The sequence below is a fragment of the Massilia yuzhufengensis genome (assembly GCF_900112225.1).
Lineage (GTDB): Bacteria > Pseudomonadota > Gammaproteobacteria > Burkholderiales > Burkholderiaceae_D > Telluria > Telluria yuzhufengensis.
Map to the genome: position 1 here is coordinate 41,455 of NZ_FOLD01000021.1, position 17,872 is coordinate 59,326.

General features: G+C 53.3%; 18 protein-coding genes. 14 read left to right on the top strand and 4 right to left on the bottom strand.

Annotation, left to right across the window (positions count from 1 at the left end; translation table 11 throughout):
- Positions 1-5 precede the first annotated feature (5 nt).
- The 4 genes from cueR to BM031_RS16780 form a co-directional block, all read right to left on the bottom strand.
- The gene (cueR, locus tag BM031_RS16765) at positions 6-419 is read right to left on the bottom strand and encodes a Cu(I)-responsive transcriptional regulator (RefSeq protein ID WP_091875712.1); all 414 of its coding nucleotides are present in this window, start codon (positions 417-419) and stop codon (positions 6-8) included.
- A 166-nt stretch (positions 420-585) separates the two neighbouring features.
- The gene (locus BM031_RS16770) at positions 586-1,281 is read right to left on the bottom strand and encodes a VIT1/CCC1 transporter family protein (protein WP_091875713.1); all 696 of its coding nucleotides are present in this window, start codon (positions 1,279-1,281) and stop codon (positions 586-588) included.
- An 86-nt stretch (positions 1,282-1,367) separates the two neighbouring features.
- Positions 1,368-1,757 (bottom strand): diacylglycerol kinase, encoded by a 390-nt coding sequence (locus BM031_RS16775; RefSeq protein ID WP_091875714.1) that lies wholly within the window; start codon positions 1,755-1,757, stop codon positions 1,368-1,370.
- An 87-nt stretch (positions 1,758-1,844) separates the two neighbouring features.
- Entirely contained in the window at positions 1,845-2,399 is a 555-nt protein-coding gene (locus BM031_RS16780) for a cytochrome b (RefSeq protein ID WP_091875715.1), read from the bottom strand.
- A gap of 467 nt (positions 2,400-2,866) precedes the next feature.
- Here BM031_RS16780 and BM031_RS16785 point away from each other — a divergent pair, with 467 nt between their 5' ends.
- The 14 genes from BM031_RS16785 to BM031_RS16850 all read left to right on the top strand — a co-directional run bounded on the left by BM031_RS16785 (position 2,867) and on the right by BM031_RS16850 (position 17,836).
- Positions 2,867-3,934: a DMT family transporter gene (locus BM031_RS16785; protein WP_091875716.1), complete on the top strand. Its 1,068-nt coding sequence runs from the start codon at positions 2,867-2,869 to the stop codon at positions 3,932-3,934.
- Between the two features lie 174 nt (positions 3,935-4,108).
- A complete protein-coding gene (locus BM031_RS16790; RefSeq protein WP_091875717.1) occupies positions 4,109-4,483 on the top strand; it encodes a hypothetical protein in 375 nt (124 codons plus the stop codon).
- A gap of 179 nt (positions 4,484-4,662) precedes the next feature.
- Positions 4,663-5,778, top strand: a complete 1,116-nt coding sequence (locus BM031_RS16795; protein WP_091875718.1) for an efflux RND transporter periplasmic adaptor subunit — start codon at positions 4,663-4,665, stop codon at positions 5,776-5,778.
- Positions 5,778-8,861 carry an efflux RND transporter permease subunit gene (locus tag BM031_RS16800; protein WP_091875719.1) on the top strand — a complete coding sequence of 1,028 codons (3,084 nt, stop codon included), beginning with the start codon at positions 5,778-5,780 and terminating at the stop codon, positions 8,859-8,861. Before BM031_RS16795 ends, BM031_RS16800 begins: the two co-directional genes overlap by 1 nt.
- Positions 8,854-9,156, top strand: coding sequence for a DUF3240 family protein (locus BM031_RS16805; protein WP_091875720.1), 303 nt, complete (start codon positions 8,854-8,856; stop codon positions 9,154-9,156). The genes BM031_RS16800 and BM031_RS16805 overlap by 8 nt, the downstream gene beginning before the upstream one ends.
- Positions 9,153-10,379: a TolC family protein gene (locus BM031_RS16810; protein ID WP_091875721.1), complete on the top strand. Its 1,227-nt coding sequence runs from the start codon at positions 9,153-9,155 to the stop codon at positions 10,377-10,379. Before BM031_RS16805 ends, BM031_RS16810 begins: the two co-directional genes overlap by 4 nt.
- Positions 10,380-10,451: 72 nt before the next feature.
- Entirely contained in the window at positions 10,452-11,099 is a 648-nt protein-coding gene (locus BM031_RS16815; protein WP_229408960.1) for a HupE/UreJ family protein, read from the top strand.
- An 11-nt stretch (positions 11,100-11,110) separates the two neighbouring features.
- Positions 11,111-11,749, top strand: coding sequence for a hypothetical protein (locus BM031_RS16820; protein WP_091875723.1), 639 nt, complete (start codon positions 11,111-11,113; stop codon positions 11,747-11,749).
- Positions 11,750-12,378: 629 nt separating this feature from the next.
- Positions 12,379-13,065, top strand: coding sequence for a response regulator transcription factor (locus tag BM031_RS16825; protein ID WP_091875724.1), 687 nt, complete (start codon positions 12,379-12,381; stop codon positions 13,063-13,065).
- Positions 13,052-14,302: a sensor histidine kinase gene (locus BM031_RS16830; protein ID WP_091875725.1), complete on the top strand. Its 1,251-nt coding sequence runs from the start codon at positions 13,052-13,054 to the stop codon at positions 14,300-14,302. The genes BM031_RS16825 and BM031_RS16830 overlap by 14 nt, the downstream gene beginning before the upstream one ends.
- A 106-nt stretch (positions 14,303-14,408) precedes the next feature.
- Positions 14,409-16,049 (top strand): phosphoethanolamine transferase, encoded by a 1,641-nt coding sequence (locus BM031_RS16835; protein WP_229408954.1) that lies wholly within the window; start codon positions 14,409-14,411, stop codon positions 16,047-16,049.
- The gene (locus BM031_RS16840) at positions 16,039-16,839 is read left to right on the top strand and encodes a phosphatase PAP2 family protein (protein WP_177207793.1); all 801 of its coding nucleotides are present in this window, start codon (positions 16,039-16,041) and stop codon (positions 16,837-16,839) included. Before BM031_RS16835 ends, BM031_RS16840 begins: the two co-directional genes overlap by 11 nt.
- Positions 16,832-17,440: a DedA family protein gene (locus BM031_RS16845; protein WP_027867981.1), complete on the top strand. Its 609-nt coding sequence runs from the start codon at positions 16,832-16,834 to the stop codon at positions 17,438-17,440. Before BM031_RS16840 ends, BM031_RS16845 begins: the two co-directional genes overlap by 8 nt.
- A gap of 63 nt (positions 17,441-17,503) precedes the next feature.
- The gene (locus BM031_RS16850) at positions 17,504-17,836 is read left to right on the top strand and encodes a PepSY domain-containing protein (protein ID WP_143084623.1); all 333 of its coding nucleotides are present in this window, start codon (positions 17,504-17,506) and stop codon (positions 17,834-17,836) included.
- Positions 17,837-17,872 lie beyond the last annotated feature (36 nt).

Below are 17,872 nucleotides of genomic sequence, written 5' to 3' on the forward strand. Positions count from 1 at the left end.
TCTATCTAGGCCCTGGGCTCAGCTCGCACACGCGGTTGTGCCAGCTCATCAAGAATCGGACAGTCAGGGTGGGAGTCGCCATGGCAGTTCTTAGCCACGTGCTGCAGCTGGTCACGAATTGACTGCAGCTTCGCGATGTCATCATCGAGCTCGGCGATATATCGCTGAGCTAGTTCCTTCACGTCGGCACTTTGTCGGCTACGGTCCTGCCATAGGCTCAGTAAGGTCTTAATACGCTCGAGCGAGAAGCCCAGGTCACGAGAGCGTTTAATGAAGCGCAACGTTTGGACATCACCCTCGTTGTATTGACGATAGCCTGAATCAGTGCGATTTGCAGCAGTAATCAAGCCTATACTTTCATAGTACCGGACCATTTTTGCGGTCACTCCTGAGGCGTCAGCAGCTTGTCCAATGTTCACACCATTTTTCCTTTAGAAATGGTCCGCTCCTCCTAGGAAGCGGCGCGTTGTCCTTTGCTTAGGCGCCCCCGCACGAGACCGGGCGCTGCCTTGCCTACAATCTAGTGACGCCCTCGCCGCAAGGGAGTGACAGTTGTGACAGTCTGCCGCATTCGCAGCACGCGTATTAACCGACGGCGCCGAAGAGCGCACCAATGCCTGCGGTCACACCCATGGCAAGGGCGCTCCAGAATGTAACCCGCACGACGCCGGGTAAGATACGTGCGCCTCCTGTCTTCGACGCGAGTCCGCCAAGGATTGCCAGCGATACAAGCGCAGCTACCGCTACGGATGGAATCAAAATCGCTGTGGGTGTGACCACAGCAACCCCAAGAGGTAACGCGGCACCGACGGCGAAACTTGCAGCTGAATAGACAGCAGCCTGCAAAGGCCGCGCCGTGGTTGTTTCAGAAATGCCTAGCTCATCCCTGGCATGAGCACCGATTGCATCATGGTCCATCAACTTTTGGGCCACCTGTGTTGCAAGGGAATGGTCGAGCCCTCGTCGTACGTATATTGCCGTCAGCTCCGCGTGTTCTCCAGAGTAGTTCTCGTGAAGTTCTGTTCTTTCTTCTGCCATGGCAGCCCTCTCCGTATCGGCTTGGGACGACACCGATACGTATTCACCTGTGGCCATAGACATGGCGCCAGCAACAAGACCTGCGACACCGGCGGTCAGGATATTCTCGTGCGCCGCACTTGCTGAAGCGACACCTAAGATAAGACTTGCAGTCGACACAATTCCATCATTGGCTCCAAGCACCGCGGCGCGTAGCCATCCAATTGCGTCAATCCGGTGCCCTTCGGTATGGGGTATTCTCATTTATTCCGTTCCAAAAGTTGGCGCCGCAGTGCTAAGTGCCGTAATGAGTGAGCACATCAATATCGAGCAACTGTCAGCTGAAACTGCTATAGGTAATGGCTTGACAACACCGAAATCCATGCTAAGGCAGCAATAGCTAGGGATAAGGTTACAGCAGCACTGCCTAAATCCTTAGCCCGCTTAGACAATGGATGGCGCTCAAGTCCAATGCGGTCTACTACTGCTTCGATTGCAGAATTGATGATTTCCACCAGCAGAACCAGCAGCAAGACAGCGACAAGAAATGCTTTCTGAAGCATTGGGACCGGAAGCATCATGGCGACAACGGTGGCAATTGAAGCACCCATGAGTTCTTGTCGGAAAGCGTGCTCGTATCGCCAAGCATCTCGAAAACCCTCCATCGAGTTGACAAAGGCGGCGAAAATGCGGCGATAGCCAGCCTTGCTTTTAAAGTGACTTATTGGTGGCTGGTCCATAGATATAAAATATATGAAAATATTTATCTTGCAGGCATGCTGCTTTCGCTTTGAGGCCTGTACAGTGGCTAAAGAAATGTTTGGCTTTTATAAGCGTGGCCACATCCGCTCGAAGACTCCATCTCGGTCAAGAAGCAGATGCTTCAGTGCTGCCAGCACATGTAGCACAATAGCTGCCACTAGAATCCAAGCAATCCAAGAATGAATAGTGAAAAGCTGCTCTTTCAGAATTTCGTTCTTGGAGGCCCAACCCAGTGTTGGGACGCCGAAATACGCTACGCCATCCCCACTGAACGAAGCACCAAGATAGCCGGTGGTTGGCATCAATATCAATAAAAGATACAGCAGTTTATGAGTGTAACGTGAAGCTTTGATTTGCCAGACTGGCAGCGATGACGGTAAAGCAGCGGGCACATGTCTTAGACGCCAGAAGAGTCGCATTACAATGAGCGCTGCCGCTGTAAGACCGAGCGATATATGAAGGCCGAAAAGCCATTCACTACCTGGCTCTTCTTCGACCGACATCATATACCAGCCCAAACCGATAAGCCCGACAATTAAAACTGCAAGTGTCCAATGAAAAAAGATGGCTGGACTACCGTACCTGTCCGAATTCTCGCTTGTTGTATCTTGAGACGTCATAAAACACCTTTCTGAGTTACTGCTCTTCGCTGCTGATAGGCCGATGACTTTAGACGCGGCGATTCGTACACAAGGTTAGCTAGCACTGCCCTCGCTTGGAGTCCATACGCCTTGCACCGGACCGCGAATGCGCCGTGGGTGCTCATCAAACGCAGTATTTCAACAAAGTCACCTTTTGACCAGAGGCATAAGTAAGCTCCGACATGGCGACGTGGATGACACAGTAAGTAGCAAGCATGTGGAGCGCAATTTCATTACACCATTTTCAGTGTCAAGACTTTGTTAACAACTCACTTAACTTAGACTGCTGTGGGTGCCTATACGCAACTTCCTCACATTTTGGATAGTGCGAGCTACTTCCTCAGATTCGATATACTATAGGGGGGTAGGGTATTGAGTACCATCTGAGAGACGAATGGTGCCGAGATGAGAGCCCATCACGAAGATGTCTATCTAACAAGGAAACTATGCACAAAGGAGTGCTTTATGCTCTGCTTGCTGCAGCGCTTTTTGGTGCAAGCACCCCGTTTTCCAAGCAGCTAACTGGGAGAGTCGACCCGGTAATGCTCGCCGGATTGCTTTACTTGGGTAGCGGTCTAGGCTTGGCGACCTGGTTCGCACTAAGACCTGTGTTGGTGCGCGACAGCACTCCGGCTCTCGTCCCAAAAGGTGACATTCCCTGGCTCGCAGGCGCAATTTTGTCCGGCGGCATAGCGGGACCGGTTCTCCTAATGGTCGGGCTGGTCAATACACCAGCATCATCAGCTTCACTCCTCCTCAACCTTGAAGGCGTGTTGACAGCGATGCTAGCGTGGTTCGTATTCAAAGAAAATTTTGACCGGCGAATTTTCGTCGGCATGGTGTTCATAGTCGCGGCCGGGGCACTGCTCTCTTGGAGCGAGCGACCAGAATTCGGTATTCCATGGGGGCCACTAGCTATCGTAGCGGCCTGCCTGTGCTGGGCGATTGATAACAACTTGACTCGTAAAGTTTCCGCTAGCGACCCCGTCCAAATTGCATGCCTTAAAGGACTAACTGCGGGTACCGTCAACCTGGTCATTGCGTTCTCGCTTGGCCAGCAACTGCCTGAGCTGACAACTGTTTTAACCGCAGCAACGGTCGGATTATGTGGCTATGGGATTAGCCTGGTGCTCTTCGTCTTGGCCCTTCGCCATCTTGGCACCGCGCGAGCCGGCGCATATTTTTCCGCAGCACCTTTTGCTGGCGCCTTGATTTCCTTGGTCATGTTTGGGGAACGTCCAGGCATCGCTTTTTGGACTGCAGCTGTGCTCATGGGTATTGGCCTCTGGCTGCATCTGACAGAGTCGCATGGGCATGCACATGAACATACGATGTTCGAACACGAGCACGTTCATGACCACGACACCCATCATGAGCACGAACACGATGCAGACGTCGACATAAATGCGCCGCACTCGCATCACCATGTTCACGAGCCCCTTACGCACTCTCATGAGCACTATCCGGACATCCATCATCGGCACGACCATGCGACCCAGCCACAAAGCAAGTAGCTTCGCGCATACGCGCGGCAGGATGGCACGGGACTCCACACGCTTAGCTGCAGGTGGGCTGAAATCGTCACTTACCTTGGGCTCTAGGACGTGGGCGATGTGCCTAAGCACCGAAACCACAAGAGCACTTTGCATCATCTTCCCGAACGCGAACCTTCGTGGTAGAGTCGCACCATGTTGAAGTTCCGCAATCCGCTCGCGCTCATCTTGCTCGTCATATTTCTGGCGAACATGGGCCTATGGAGCCTCACTAACAAGTCAGTGACTCATGGCTTGATGCATGACGATGTTGTCCAGTTAGCTGCGGACCACGACCATCATGAACTGGTGTCTAACGACACCACCGACGATGACAGTCTGACGTCGGTTCAACACAACGCACTTCACGCCGCGGAACACATTCAGTTCATTACAGGCGTTCCAGGCAACGCGCTTCGCGTTGAAATTGAAGTTAGCTCTATCTCCCTGCACTTCCCTCCGCAGGCGCTTCCGCGTCCAGCGTTAGACCAGCCGTTTAAGCCACCTCGCCTCACCGTACTTGCAGCCTAAATCCGTCCGTTTTTCCGAGAGCTCTTAAGTAGTCCTCTCTGTAGAACAGTCTGAATAAGGCGTTTGTGGACGATTACATCGTCCCATCGCTTGGTTGCGCCCTTCCCTTTTCTAGCATCTACCTTGACGGCTGACGCCGCGTTGCGTCCGCATGTCCAATTCGTCATATCGAGAAATTTATGAGACCAAAAGTCACGCTCCTACTGCGGTTGTTGCCAGTTGCATTGGCGTTTCACGCTAACTCTTACGCGGCAGAGCGACAGGCCAAGTTTACGGTTACTGACCAGCAGATGAAGGCCTTGAGTATTGAAACTGCTCCTCTTCAATCGGGGGCTCAACCAGTCATGTTGTCGCTTCCTGCGCAAGTGAGCGTACCTCCCAACCGAGAGCAGATAGTCAGCACGCCACTATCGGGATTGGCGACTCAAGTACTCGTACAGCCGAACCAGACGGTCCGCCAAGGAACCGCTTTGGTTCGCATTAGCAGTCCAGAACTTGGGCCTCTTCAGTTGCAACTGCTCCAGGCCGCAAGCCGCACAAATCTCGCTCGAAAAGCTTCCCTGCGCGAGAAAGCGCTGTTTGATGAAGGCATTATTGCGCGCCGGCGTCTCGAAGAAGCACAGGCGAGCTTCTCGGAAAATGAAGCGGCGCTGCGCCAGGCCAAAGCGGCGCTTCGCTTTAGCGGTATGGCAGGCCCACAAATTGAGCGCGTCATTGCTACTGGCAAACTGGAAGATGCCATCACGCTGTCGGCTCAGAGTGCGGGTACCGTGGTGAGTGTTGATGTCAAGCCAGGCCAGCGAGTTGAACCGTCTGTCGCCCTAATTCACGTAGCCCAAGTAGACCGCTTGGCGTTGGAAATCCAGGCGCCGACAGCCCAAGCCGCCGCATGGCGAACTGGCAGCAAATTGACACTCCAAGGCCGCCCGGGCACTGCTACTGTGACAAGCATCAGCCCAATCGTGGCGACGGGCAGCCAGACGGTCGTTATCCGGGCTTCTATCGACGCGGGTACGAGCGGTCTTCGTCCGGGTGAGCTGGTTACCGTCCAATTTCCTTTGCCAGCAACGAGTGGCTCTTGGGATATCCCTCTCTCCGCTGTAGCCCATGACAACCAAGACGCCTATGTGTTTGTTCGTAATGGAGCAGCTTTCGAGGCCCGTCCGGTAAAAGTACTCAGCAGCGCCGGTCAGCGGGTGCGCGTTAGCGGGAGCCTTCGCGCGGGCGAAAAAATTGCAGTGTCCGGAGTCATCGCGCTCAAAGGCTCCTGGCTTGGCGAAAAGGGAGGCGATTGATGCTATCCCGTCTGATTCAGGCCTGCCTCTCGCAGCGCCTGTTCGTGCTTCTGGCCACTTTGATGGTCGCCGGTGCCGGCTGGTATGCCTTCACGCAGCTGCCTATTGACGCGTTCCCGGACGTTTCGAGCACACAGGTCAAGGTCATTATGAAGGCACCCGGTATGACACCGGAAGAGGTCGAAAATCGCATTGCCGTGCCTATTGAAGTAGAAATGCTCGGCATACCAAACACCAAGATTTTGCGCTCGGTGACCAAGTACGGTTTAGCCGATGTGACTATCGATTTCCAGGATGGGACCGACCGCTACTGGGCACGGCAGCAGGTAAGCGAGCGCCTTGCGGGCATTTCGGAAAGTCTACCCGCAGGTATCAGCGGCGGCATGGCGCCTATCACGACGCCACTGGGCGAGATGTACATGTTCACAGTTGAGAGCGAGAGCATGTCGCTGGCTGAGCGCCGCAGCTTACTCGACTGGGTGATACGCCCTGCGTTACGCACGGTTCCCGGGGTTGCGGATGTCAACTCCTTGGGTGGTGTAGTTCGCGCCTTCGAAGTAGTGCCCAATGAGCCAGCGATGGCTGCTAGCGGCATCACTCTCACGCAGCTGAAGGAAGCCATATCCTCGAACAATCGCAATGATGGTGCCGGGCGTCTCGGTGAGGGAGATGAAGTCCTCCTGGTGCGCAGCGAAGGCAGCATCACAAGCCTTGATGACTTGCGCTCGGTCGTGGTGACTGTGAAGGACGGAGTTCCAGTAAGGATTGGCGCTGTGGCGGAGGTACGGATTGGCACCATGACCCGCTACGGCGTTGTCACACAAAGTGGCAAGAGCGAAGCGGTCCAAGGCCTCGTTTTAGGGTTAGCGGGCGCTAACGCGCAGCAGGTTGTCGAAGGTGTACGTAAAAAGCTAGAGGAACTCAAGCCGACGTTACCAAAAGGTGTGGCAATCAACGTGTTCTATGACCGAGCCAACCTGGTGTCCAACGCAGTCGGTGCAGTCTCATCCGCGCTTTTGGAAGCGACCATCATCGTCATCGTTTTGTTAGTCTTATTTTTAGGGAACGCAAGGGCCGCATTTACCGTCGCCATGGTTCTGCCAATGGCTGCGTTGGTCACATTTATCTTGATGCGCATGTTTAACATGTCCGCGAACTTGATGAGCTTGGGCGGACTCGCGATTGCCATTGGTATGTTGGTCGATGCTGCTGTTGTCGTCGTCGAGAATATTGTTCAGCGCATGGCTGATGACCCATCCAAAGGTAAGCTCCCACGCTTACACATCATCTACCGAGCAGTGAGCGAAGTCGCTGTGCCAGTAACGTCTGGCATCCTCATCATCATCACTGTGTTCTTACCTCTGCTGACTCTCCAGGACCTGGAAGGAAAGTTCTTCTCTCCGGTTGCACTGGCCATTGTGTTTGCCCTCGCCGGCTCGTTGCTCCTGTCGTTCACCATCATCCCGGTGCTTGCTTCGTACCTTCTGAAAAACGTCGCTCATAACGAACCTTGGCTCCCACGCAAGCTCCTTGCAGCTTACGGTCCAGTACTTGAGTGGACGATGCGCCGTCAGCGCATCGTTGCGATAGGTGCAGTAGTGATGTTGCTCGTGGCAGCAGGGGTCTACACACAGGTAGGCAAAACCTTCATGCCTACCATGGACGAAGGTGACCTCATCGTCGGCATCGAGAAGCTTCCCTCAGTGAGCCTCGAGCAAAGTGCAGCGCTCGACTTGAAAATCCATCAGGCCTTGATGAAAGCCATACCGGAAATTATCGGTATCAACGCCCGCGCGGGTTCTGACGAGATTGGACTGGACCCGATGGGGCTAAATCAGACCGATACGTACTTACTACTCAAACCTCGCGACCAGTGGCGGATGAAGAGTAAGGAAGCGCTGATGGATGAAGTACGCAAGGTGTTGGATGAGCTGCCGGGTGTCAAGTACAGCTTCACACAACCCATCGAAATGCGTGTGTCAGAGATGATTATTGGCGTTCGCGGCGATATCGCTGTGAAGGTTTTCGGCCCTGACCTCAACCAACTGAATCGCTACGCAAGCCAAGTCGAAGAGGTGCTTAAGACAGTGCGCGGCAACCAGGACGTCTACACCGTTCAGAACGATGGCGTGCAATATTTGCGCGTCGTCGTCGACCGATTACAGGCCGGCCGCCTGGGCTTGTCCGTTGAGGAAATCCAGGACAGCCTCCGAGTACAAATCGAGGGGCAGCAAGCCGGCAGTGCAATCGAAGGCAACAGGCGCACTCCAATTATCGTCCGTGCTGACGAATCGGTACGTCTGTCACCGACTCAGTTCGGCGCCATCCGCATCACAGGCAAAGACGGAAGTACAGTCCCGCTCTCCGCCATAGCCACACTCGAACGCGCTGCTGGCCCAGTGAAAATCGACCGCGAGATGGGAAGCAGATATAGCGTCGTGATTGCGAACGTTAGTGGACGTGACCTAGTTGGCTTTGTAGAGGAAGCCAAAGCTGGCGTCGCTAAAAAGCTGACCCTCCCAACGGGCTACAGGATTACCTGGGGTGGCCAGTTCGAGAACCAACAGCGCGCCGCTAGCCGACTCGCGATTGTGATTCCAGTCGCATTAGGGCTGATTTTCATCGTGCTGTTTTCAACCTTCCGCTCAGTTAGACAAGCCCTTCTCATCCTGAGCATCATCCCGTTCGCGCTCGTGGGCGGAATCATCGCCCTTTGGGTGACTGGAGAGTACCTGTCTGTGCCTGCGTCAGTAGGATTCATTGCGCTGTTGGGCATTACCGTCCTGAACGGAATTGTCCTGGTGAGCTATTTCAACCAGCTACAGAGCACCGGAATGGCACTTGCGGATGTCGTTGTCCAAGGGGCTCGTCGACGTCTGCGCCCGGTCATGATGACTGCCTCCATCACTGCGTTCGGTCTTATTCCGCTTCTGTTCGCAACGGGTCCAGGCTCTGAAATTCAACGCCCCTTGGCCATCGTTGTTATCGGAGGCCTGATTACAGCTACAGCTCTAACGCTCATGTTGCTACCAATCCTTTACTTGCGCTTTGCAGTTGCGAAGCCGGAGACTACTCATGGCTGAACTTTGCCTGACGATACTTTGCCCTCCCCCACTCGCAGAGCAGGTGCTCGACACCTTACTGACGATGCCTGAAATTTTATTCTTTACGAGCAGTGCAGCTTCCGCGCACGGACTTGAGCACTCGGCGCTGAACGCGACCGAACAAGTTCTTGGCATGGCGCGAATGACTCGAATCGAGGCACTGCTCTTGCACGCAACGCGCGCCGAAGTAGTCGCTCAGTTGAACAGCGCACTTGCCGGAACCGGTTTGAAATATTGGATGTCGCCAGTGACCGAAGCAGGAGAATTTCGATGAAATATTGGTTATTTCTAGCGTTGGTCGCCGGCAGCGTCAACGCAGCCCAGCCGCCTACGCCAGGCTTATTGCCCACTGAAATCGTCAGACCGTTGATTGACCGGGACCCAGAAGTTGCTGCTGCCCGTGGTACCCGCCAGGTCGCACAACAAGACGCCCTGCTTACGCGTGCTTCGCCGTATGAATGGACTGCGAAAGCGACTACGCAGCGGCGTCGCGTCGAACCTAGTGTTCGCTACAACGAATGGAACGTCGGGCTTGAACGCACACTTCGCCTACCTCAAAAAGCGCGGGCCGACCGTGACATCGCTGCTGCCACCCTCGACGAGGGCGAAGCGAGATATGGCGAAGCCCTGCACGAAACAGCACGCACACTGCTCGACCTGTGGTTGAACTGGACCGAGGCTGAGCAAAACGCGTTGCTTGCAACAAGCCAGGTCAAAGCGGCGACGGACAACTTCAACGCTGTCGAAAAACGGGTCAAAGCAGGTGATGCGGCAAAGCTCGATGCGGGAATTGCACGCGCCGAACTTGGCGAGCAACAGCGAGCTGCGAGCGACGCAAAGACTGCTGCGAACGTCGCTTGGGCACGCCTAAATTCCCGCTTTCCTGACATGCCACGGCGCTTCTCAGCAGTACCTGAGGCAGTGCCGCTTGACACTGAACCTGGACAACTTCGCGCACGAATTATCGACCAGAGCGATGAGCTAAAAATTAGCGAGGCTTTGCTATCCAAGGCCAAGGCCAATACCGCTCGCGCTCGCGCTGACAGAATTCCCGACCCAACAGTAGGGGTGTTCACTGCTTCTGAAGTTGGGGGACGGGAGCGATTGACTGGCGTAATGTTGAGCATCCCTATTCCTGGAACTATCCGCAGAGGCCGCGCAGACCGGTCGGTACACGCAGCGGAAGTATCGTACCAAGAGCACGAGCTGAAGAAACGAGAGCTCGACGCCATCATCAGTGCGACTCTGGCGTCAGCGAACGGTGCCTACGAAAGCTGGCAAATCGCTGAAAGCAGTGCCGAAGCCATGCGCGAAAACAGTCAACTCCTGCAGCGCGCTTACACGCTTGGTGAGGCGGACTTGCAGGCGCTCCTGACCTCGCGTCGGCAAGCGGCAACCGCGGCGCAAAGCGCTCTGACAACGAAGGTAGCGGCGGCCCGTGCGTACTATTCCCTGCTTGTCGACGCTCACCTGGTATGGGATATGGACCATGATTAATAGGGACTCACAATGACATTCATTCGCAGACATTTATATGGCAACAGTCGGTGGTGGGTAGTAGGCACCTTGATGATGCTGCTGAGTGCGAGCGCTTTCGCTCACGGGGTATCGGAGTCGGATAAGAGCTTCCTGCAAGGGAGCACCGGTGTCCAATTCCTGCCGTTCATGTACTTGGGCGCTAAGCACATGGTGACCGGGTACGACCATCTTTTGTTCCTTTGTGGGGTTATTTTCTTCCTGTACAGGATGAAGGATATCGGCTTGTATGTGACCTTGTTCGCCGTTGGGCACAGCACCACATTGCTGATGGGCGTCTTGAACGGATGGCATATCAATGCTTACTTCGTCGACGCGATAATCGGACTCTCAATCGTATATCGAGCATTTGACAACCTCGGAGGGTTCCAGACGGTTTTTGGAGTTCAACCTAACAAAAAAGCGGCGGTCCTAATTTTCGGATTTTTCCATGGCCTCGGCCTCGCAACCAAGCTACAGGACTTCGCACTGTCACCCGATGGACTGATTCCGAATATGGTTGCATTCAATATCGGCGTCGAGATAGGGCAGCTGCTAGCGCTGAGTCTAATTTTGATTGGTATGCGCTACTGGCGCTCAACCGTCAGCTTCGCTCGCCACGCGTCACTGAGCAATTTCGTCCTCATGACCGCTGGCTTCATGCTGGCAGGATTTCAATTCACAGGTTTTCTTCGTACGTAAGGACATTTCTCATGATGCATTCAGCTTTGACCGACACCCACGTGGTGCCAAAACGAGAACTACTGCGGGCAACGCTCATCGCCGCCGTAGTCGCTGCAGTTCTTCTCACAGTTGCCGTGCTGCCGGCCGAGTACGGCATTGACGTAACAGGCTTGGGTAAGGCCATGGGCCTCACGAAATTGCATGCAGCTCCAGAGGCGCCGGTTGTCCAGACTACAAGCCAGGGCGTTTCAGCAGCAACGATTGCGGCAGTGCCAGGCTCAACAGTTTCCGCTCCTGGAGAGGAGCGCGCGCTGACGATTTCGTCTAGCCCTTCCCTACCGTATCGCGCCGACGACATGGAGGTTACGCTTGCTCCAGGCAAAGGTGTCGAGGTGAAGACGCACTTGGCGAAGGGAAGCACCCTAATCTACACGTGGAAAACGAAGAATTCGGAGAAGGTGAATCACGACTTCCACGGGGAGCCCGTCAACGCCAAGGAAAACGAATTCGAAAGCTTCATCCTTGAGAAAGCGGTTAGTGAGTCACGTGGCACGCTCATCGCACCGTTCACTGGAGTGCATGGTTGGTACTGGAAAAACAAGAGTGCAGCGCCTGTGACAGTGGTACTTCGCGCAAGCGGGTTTTACTCTGACATCTACAAGAAATAGCAGCAACCGGGCACCGGACGCCAGGCCCGCTAACTGGCATCCAAATTTCAAAGGTAAATTGTGAAGAAATTTAACAAGTTAGTCATTTCGTTGGCAATTGCTTCGTCCGCAGCTGTGCATGGATTGTCGATGGCTCATCCTGAGCACGACGAACCTACTCCAAAGGTCCAGCACGCTGAAGTGAAGGCTGGAGTCTCTGGCAGCGGGAAAAATACGAAGGTCCACTTCACTAAAGGGACCGAACCCGTGTCGACAGCGGGCGCCTCAGGCACCCTAACGTTGTTGGGTACGAAGAGCAAAGCGTCATATCCGCTTGTCCCTGCCTCAAACAATACAATGACGTCAGATGGATTGAAGAAACTCGCAAAGGGAAATCGCGCCCAAGTGCAAGTCACTTTTGCTGACAAAACGACACTGACTACTGAGGTGACTGCACAGTAATCGCACCACAGCCGGGGCTGCTGCACTGAGCTGCGGCACCCGGTTTCCCTCTACGTAGTAGCTCAGACTGTAGAATGCCGTGCTTTCGCCGTGCCTTAAGCGACTGTCAAACAGCTGAGATGCTCAACTCGCGCACCCACAAAGGTAACCTTAGAACGTTGCTGTAGACTCAGAAAATCAAGGAAAGCATGAGAATTCTCATCATTGAAGACAACCCGGACATCCTTGCTAACCTGTTCGGGTTCCTCGAGCCTAGAGGCCATACGCTCGACTGCGCAACCAATGGTTTTGCCGGCCTGTCATTCGCGGCAGAGGGTACGTACGACGCCATCGTTTTAGACGTCATGCTGCCTGGCCTGAACGGCGTCGACCTATGTCGTCGATTGCGAACCGAAATGAACAACGCGACGCCTGTGCTGATGTTGACAGCACGTGATACGCTTGAAGACAAGGTCAACGGTTTCACAAGCGGCGCCGATGATTATTTGGTAAAGCCGTTCTCCCTTGTAGAACTAGAGGTACGCCTTCAGGCTCTGGTACGGCGCGCTAAGGGTCTCACTGAAACGTCGACCTTGGTAGTTGGGGACCTTCACTTTGATTGTAAGAGTTTTCATGCTACTAGGGCAGGTAGACCACTTAGCCTGACAAAAACCGGATTCATCATACTAGGGTGTTTGATGCGCGCTTCTCCCGCCGTGGTCTCACGCGAAGAGCTTGAGTACGCAATCTGGGGCGACAATCGGCCGCAGAGTGACGCGTTGCGCACCCATATTCATGCATTGCGGCAGACTCTCGATAAATCGGAAACAGCACCGATGTTGCAGACGGTATCTGGTATCGGCTTTAAATTAATAGTAAATAATGAAACCCTTTAAGTCTATTGGCCGGCAAATTATCGGCGCGTACCTTCTTTTTACTGCAGCCTGTTGTTTGCTTTTCATTACTATTGGAGCATTTGTCATTGAGGGCATTGAAGTCAGGCTTGTTGACGACCGTTTGAAAGAAGTCGCCGCATGGGCTGCCCCTAGGTATGCTGGTGGCTTGCCTGTCGAAATGCCATCGGGATTAAGCTTCCATCATGGCGAAGGCATCCCCACTTCACTGCGAGCTCTTCCAGAGGGCATTCAAGAAGCTATTGTCGACGGCATTGAGCTGCACGTATTCGGAGGGCACACATCGGCTGGACCATTCGTCGTAATCGACCATGCATCAGACTATGAAAATGTCGAGAAAGCCGTCTACTCGTTAATCCTGACCTCCTTCATCGGCTTCCTTGGATTGTCGCTGCTATTAGGCCGCTATATGGCACGTCGATTTGTTTCGCCAATTACTAGCCTGTCTCTCGCAGTTGCCGAAAAGCAGCCTAATCTTCCTCTTCTACAAGAAAATAACGAGCTTGGGGCGCTCGCGAGAGCGTTCGATGACTATGCCAAGGAGATGAAGCACTACCTGGACCGCGAGCGATTCTTTACTGGCGATGTCAGCCACGAACTTCGAACACCGCTTACGATTATTCGCGGCGCTGTAGAAATTCTCTCGTCAGAAACGATAAAACACCCGGCAATGCGGGCGCCAGTCGAAAGAATTAATCGAGCGATTGAGGACGCGTCGCAGAGTGTCAACGTTTTGCTGATGCTTGCACGCGCTCCGAATCTTATCGAATCGTCTGAGATTTCTGTAGGTGCTCTGGCACAAGCTCAAGTCGAACAGTACCAATTTTTGGTGCGTGACAAACCTGTCAAGCTGACGTTTGCCGGAGGCGACTTTAGATTCAAAGTTCCGCCTAAGCTCCTCGAGTCGGCCTTGGGCAACCTCATCCGAAACGCGTGCTTGTACACCGACCGCGGCACAGTAGCTGTCGAAATCACTGGATATAAGATTCAAGTCCACGACACAGGCGCCGGTCTCCCAGATGCCGTTATGGCAATGCTGCTTGAGGAGCAAACTGGTAGCTACGTAGGCTCGGAAGGTACCGGGCTAGGACTTGCGCTCGTCAAACGCATTTGCGAATACATAGGGGCCACACTTCGCGTTGTCTCAAAGTCAGACCAGGGCTCGGTCATCGAAATCGACTGCTCAACCGCGCAGAGCACCGGCCTCACAAAATCCTAACATCTCAGTAACACAGTCTTCACTGACCGAAACGTAGTCTTAGCTTGCTGCACATTCTGTAGCAGCAGTGCAGAGCTCCTGCACAGGACTACTTTCGGACTACAAAGTGAAGTTAAGTTTAAGCCGTAACCTCCCGAGCGTTATATTGCCGCCCCTAGCGGCGCTTTTCCTCCTAATCGCCTACAATTCCGCGTTCTGGGATTCATTCGTCCGTGCCACCGGAGGCCTCGGGTGGTCGCAGCTCCCGCTGCAGATAGGAATGTTTCTTCTTATCGCGTTCGTCTTTACTGCCTGCCTAGCTCTCGTAAACTTCAAATACGTCTTCAAGCCTGTTCTGATATTCCTGTTCGTTGCCACCTCGGCTGCGAGCTACTTTATGAACCAGTACGGCACTGCCATTGACTGGTCAATGATTCAAAACGTTGCCGAAACAGATGCTCGTGAAGGGATGGAGCTCCTTACATGGAAAATGACATTCACGGTTACCTTACTTGGGATTCTACCCTCAGTTGTTTTGGGTTACAGCAAGGTCCAGTATCCGCCTATTAAAGGTCATCTAGCTCAGATTCTCGGTAGCGTCCTCGCTTCACTCGTTTTAGCAGGAGTACTTCTCTTCCTGCTATACAAAGGACTGGCCTCGCCGTTGCGTGAGCATCGCGAACTGCGATTTCTCCTTACGCCAACAAATTATATACAAGCGGTTAATGGATATTTCAAACGGAAGTGGGCGTCTCCAGTTGTCGTCTCCCCGTTAGGAACCGATGCTAATAAAGGAGTTCTATGGGCTAAGAGCTCCCGGAGAACAGTAACCGTCATCATCGTTGGCGAAACCGCCCGTTCGATGAATTTCTCACTCAACGGATATTCTCGCCAAACCAATCCACTGCTCGCAAATCAGCAAGGGTTGCTCAACTTTACCCAGGTGCAGTCCTGCGGAACTGCGACCGCCGTATCGGTCCCTTGTGTCTTTTCCGCATTGGGACGTCATCAGTACTCCAGTGCGAAAGCCCAAGGCCAGGAAGGCTTACTCGATGTGTTCAAACATGCGGGCTTCGATGTTCGGTGGCGCGATAACAACTCCGGATGCAAGGGCGTATGTGACCGTATCCAGTTCGAGGACCTTTCCAAGCCTGCTCCAGGAGACCCTCTCTGTAACACTGAGGAGTGCTATGACGAAAAGCTATTGAGAGATTTACCGGAACTCATACGGAGCGCCACTAAAGACTTGGTCATTGTGCTCCATCAGAAGGGTAGCCATGGGCCGGCTTACTCGAAGCGATATCCCAAAGAATTTGCGAAATTCGCGCCCGTGTGCGAAACGAGCGAGCTCGCCAAATGCTCTACCGAATCAATTGTAGCGGCATATGACAACACCATCCTCTACACCGACTTCATCATTAGCAAGGCGATTTCCATTCTCGAGCAAAGTAATACTGAGGATGGTGTAGATACGGCGCTCATGTATTTTTCGGACCACGGAGAGTCACTTGGCGAAAAAAATATGTATCTGCATGGTGCGCCGTACGTTATATCGCCGGACGAACAACGACATGTTCCTCTCATGCTGTGGCTCTCTGACAGTTTCCAAACCAGATTCCGTATCGATACACGCTGCCTTGCTGCACGTAGAGACCAAGAATTTTCGCATGACAACGTATTTCATTCGGCGTTGGGGATGCTAGCCATAAATACTGCTGTGTACAACCCGAAGTTGGATATTTTCAATGCGTGCAAACATGAGCAGTAAGCACAGATGGTCGTCTAAGTTGTCCTCGAAGGCAGGCTTATCCCTAGCTGCCCAGGAACAATGGCGTCAAACGTGTACTGGCATCGCTTTAACGTTGTTAATCACCCCGTTTTTGCTGAGTCTAATCGCATTGGTGACCGACTGGGACCTGCAACTTGCTGACAGTGCATTTAACTTCACGACTAATACCTTTCCTCTGCGTCACGCTTGGCTTACAGAAGAATTCAACCACGTCATTTTGAAGCGAGTACTTACCGTAGCCGCGGTTGGATTTTTGCTACTGGTGATTTGGGACTTCATCTCGCCGCGAAAGTGGTCATGGATTCGCAGGTTTCAATTTCGAGTCGTTGCATTGTCCGCCATTTCCATCCCTGCGGCAATCAGCCTCATTAAGCTGCAAAGTGACTCGCATTGCCCGTGGGACCTCCAGCGTTATGGAGGAACAGAACCGTATGTACGGCTTTTTGAGAGCCTACCCGCTGAAGTATCAGCTGGTCAGTGCATGCCGGCGGGTCATGCCTCGAGCGCACTATGGTTAATCTCGCTCTCTATTTTCTTCGTGCCCTATCGCGTCAAATCGGCAGTTAGTAGTCTGGTCATCTTTATGACGCTTGGGTTAGTTGTCGGCTGGATGCAGCAGCTGCGTGGAGCTCACTTCATGACCCACACATTGTGGTCAATGTGGATATCCCTTGTGACATTGACGATTATTGTATTGGCACTGGATAGATGGCCGGAACGTCAACCCGCAGTGAATCAAGCAAATCTAACAAAAGGACAACATGGTTGACTTTATCGTTGAGTTCCTCTCGAGCACAGGATATATCGGCGTCTTCTTGCTAATGGCGCTTGAGAACATATTCCCGCCTATTCCATCAGAAATGATAATGCCATTTGCTGGCTTCGTAGCTTCGAAAGGCGAGTTGAATGTTATTGGAGTGTTGCTTGCTGGCACAGCAGGTTCCGTCGCCGGGGCGCTACCCTGGTACTACGCTGGGAAATTGTTGGGCCGCGAGCGACTGAAGCGCGCTGCTGAGAAGTACGGCCGCTGGCTGACAATCAGCCCGCAAGAAGTCGACAAGTCGATTAGCACATTTGAAAAGCATGGGAAGACCACTGTCCTGTTGGGACGGCTCATCCCAGCCATAAGGACACTAATCTCGGTTCCTGCGGGCATAGCTGAGATGCCGCTGCTGACGTTCCTCGGTTTTACCACCGCTGGTTCGCTTATCTGGTCAGGTGTTCTTGTTGGGGCCGGGTTCATGCTACAGAAAAATTATTCTGAGGTGGCTGGGTACGTCGACCCCGCTGCAAAAGCCATCGTGGCTGTCATTGTGATTGCATACTTCTACCGACTGTTTTTTCACAACAAAGGAAAGGAGAACCTCTAATTTATGTCATTGGATATTTTCTGCATAGCTGGTATCTACCGAAACTAAATATTAGGCAAAATCATGAACAGAAACCGAATTATCTCGTGTGCGATTATTGTTGTCGCCGCCATCGCCGGCACCGCGCTTGCTACAAACAAAATAGAGAATGACGCTAAGGCAGTATTGGGAGCGAAGCTTTCTTTGACTCAAGCGATTTCCATAGCCGAACAACATGTAAAAGGCCGAGCCGCCAGTGCTGAGTTTGAAAAAAGCGGAACGAAACAGTTTTATGACGTAGAAGTGGTTGCGGGTTCCAAGGTGTTCGATATCGAAGTCGACGGAATGACCGGTAAGGTCGGCAAAGTCGCGGAAGATGTCAGTGACGCCGAAGAAGATGAAGACGAAGACAAGTAAGCGTTGATAGCTGCCAGGGTCTGCATTGACCTGGCA

What these genes read in the sequence shown, in the direction of transcription:
- BM031_RS16800 (WP_091875719.1), top strand. Translation starts at nt 5,778, where the DNA reads ATGCTATCCCGTCTGATTCAGGCCTGCCTCTCGCAGCGCCTGTTCGTG.
- BM031_RS16825 (WP_091875724.1), top strand. Translation starts at nt 12,379, where the DNA reads ATGAGAATTCTCATCATTGAAGACAACCCGGACATCCTTGCTAACCTG.
- BM031_RS16775 (WP_091875714.1), bottom strand. Translation starts at nt 1,757, where the DNA reads ATGGACCAGCCACCAATAAGTCACTTTAAAAGCAAGGCTGGCTATCGC.
- BM031_RS16810 (WP_091875721.1), top strand. Translation starts at nt 9,153, where the DNA reads ATGAAATATTGGTTATTTCTAGCGTTGGTCGCCGGCAGCGTCAACGCA.
- BM031_RS16820 (WP_091875723.1), top strand. Translation starts at nt 11,111, where the DNA reads ATGATGCATTCAGCTTTGACCGACACCCACGTGGTGCCAAAACGAGAA.
- BM031_RS16795 (WP_091875718.1), top strand. Translation starts at nt 4,663, where the DNA reads ATGAGACCAAAAGTCACGCTCCTACTGCGGTTGTTGCCAGTTGCATTG.
- BM031_RS16845 (WP_027867981.1), top strand. Translation starts at nt 16,832, where the DNA reads ATGGTTGACTTTATCGTTGAGTTCCTCTCGAGCACAGGATATATCGGC.
- BM031_RS16785 (WP_091875716.1), top strand. Translation starts at nt 2,867, where the DNA reads ATGCACAAAGGAGTGCTTTATGCTCTGCTTGCTGCAGCGCTTTTTGGT.
- BM031_RS16850 (WP_143084623.1), top strand. Translation starts at nt 17,504, where the DNA reads ATGAACAGAAACCGAATTATCTCGTGTGCGATTATTGTTGTCGCCGCC.
- BM031_RS16805 (WP_091875720.1), top strand. Translation starts at nt 8,854, where the DNA reads ATGGCTGAACTTTGCCTGACGATACTTTGCCCTCCCCCACTCGCAGAG.
- BM031_RS16790 (WP_091875717.1), top strand. Translation starts at nt 4,109, where the DNA reads ATGTTGAAGTTCCGCAATCCGCTCGCGCTCATCTTGCTCGTCATATTT.
- BM031_RS16780 (WP_091875715.1), bottom strand. Translation starts at nt 2,399, where the DNA reads ATGACGTCTCAAGATACAACAAGCGAGAATTCGGACAGGTACGGTAGT.
- BM031_RS16840 (WP_177207793.1), top strand. Translation starts at nt 16,039, where the DNA reads ATGAGCAGTAAGCACAGATGGTCGTCTAAGTTGTCCTCGAAGGCAGGC.
- BM031_RS16830 (WP_091875725.1), top strand. Translation starts at nt 13,052, where the DNA reads ATGAAACCCTTTAAGTCTATTGGCCGGCAAATTATCGGCGCGTACCTT.
- BM031_RS16815 (WP_229408960.1), top strand. Translation starts at nt 10,452, where the DNA reads ATGATGCTGCTGAGTGCGAGCGCTTTCGCTCACGGGGTATCGGAGTCG.
- BM031_RS16770 (WP_091875713.1), bottom strand. Translation starts at nt 1,281, where the DNA reads ATGAGAATACCCCATACCGAAGGGCACCGGATTGACGCAATTGGATGG.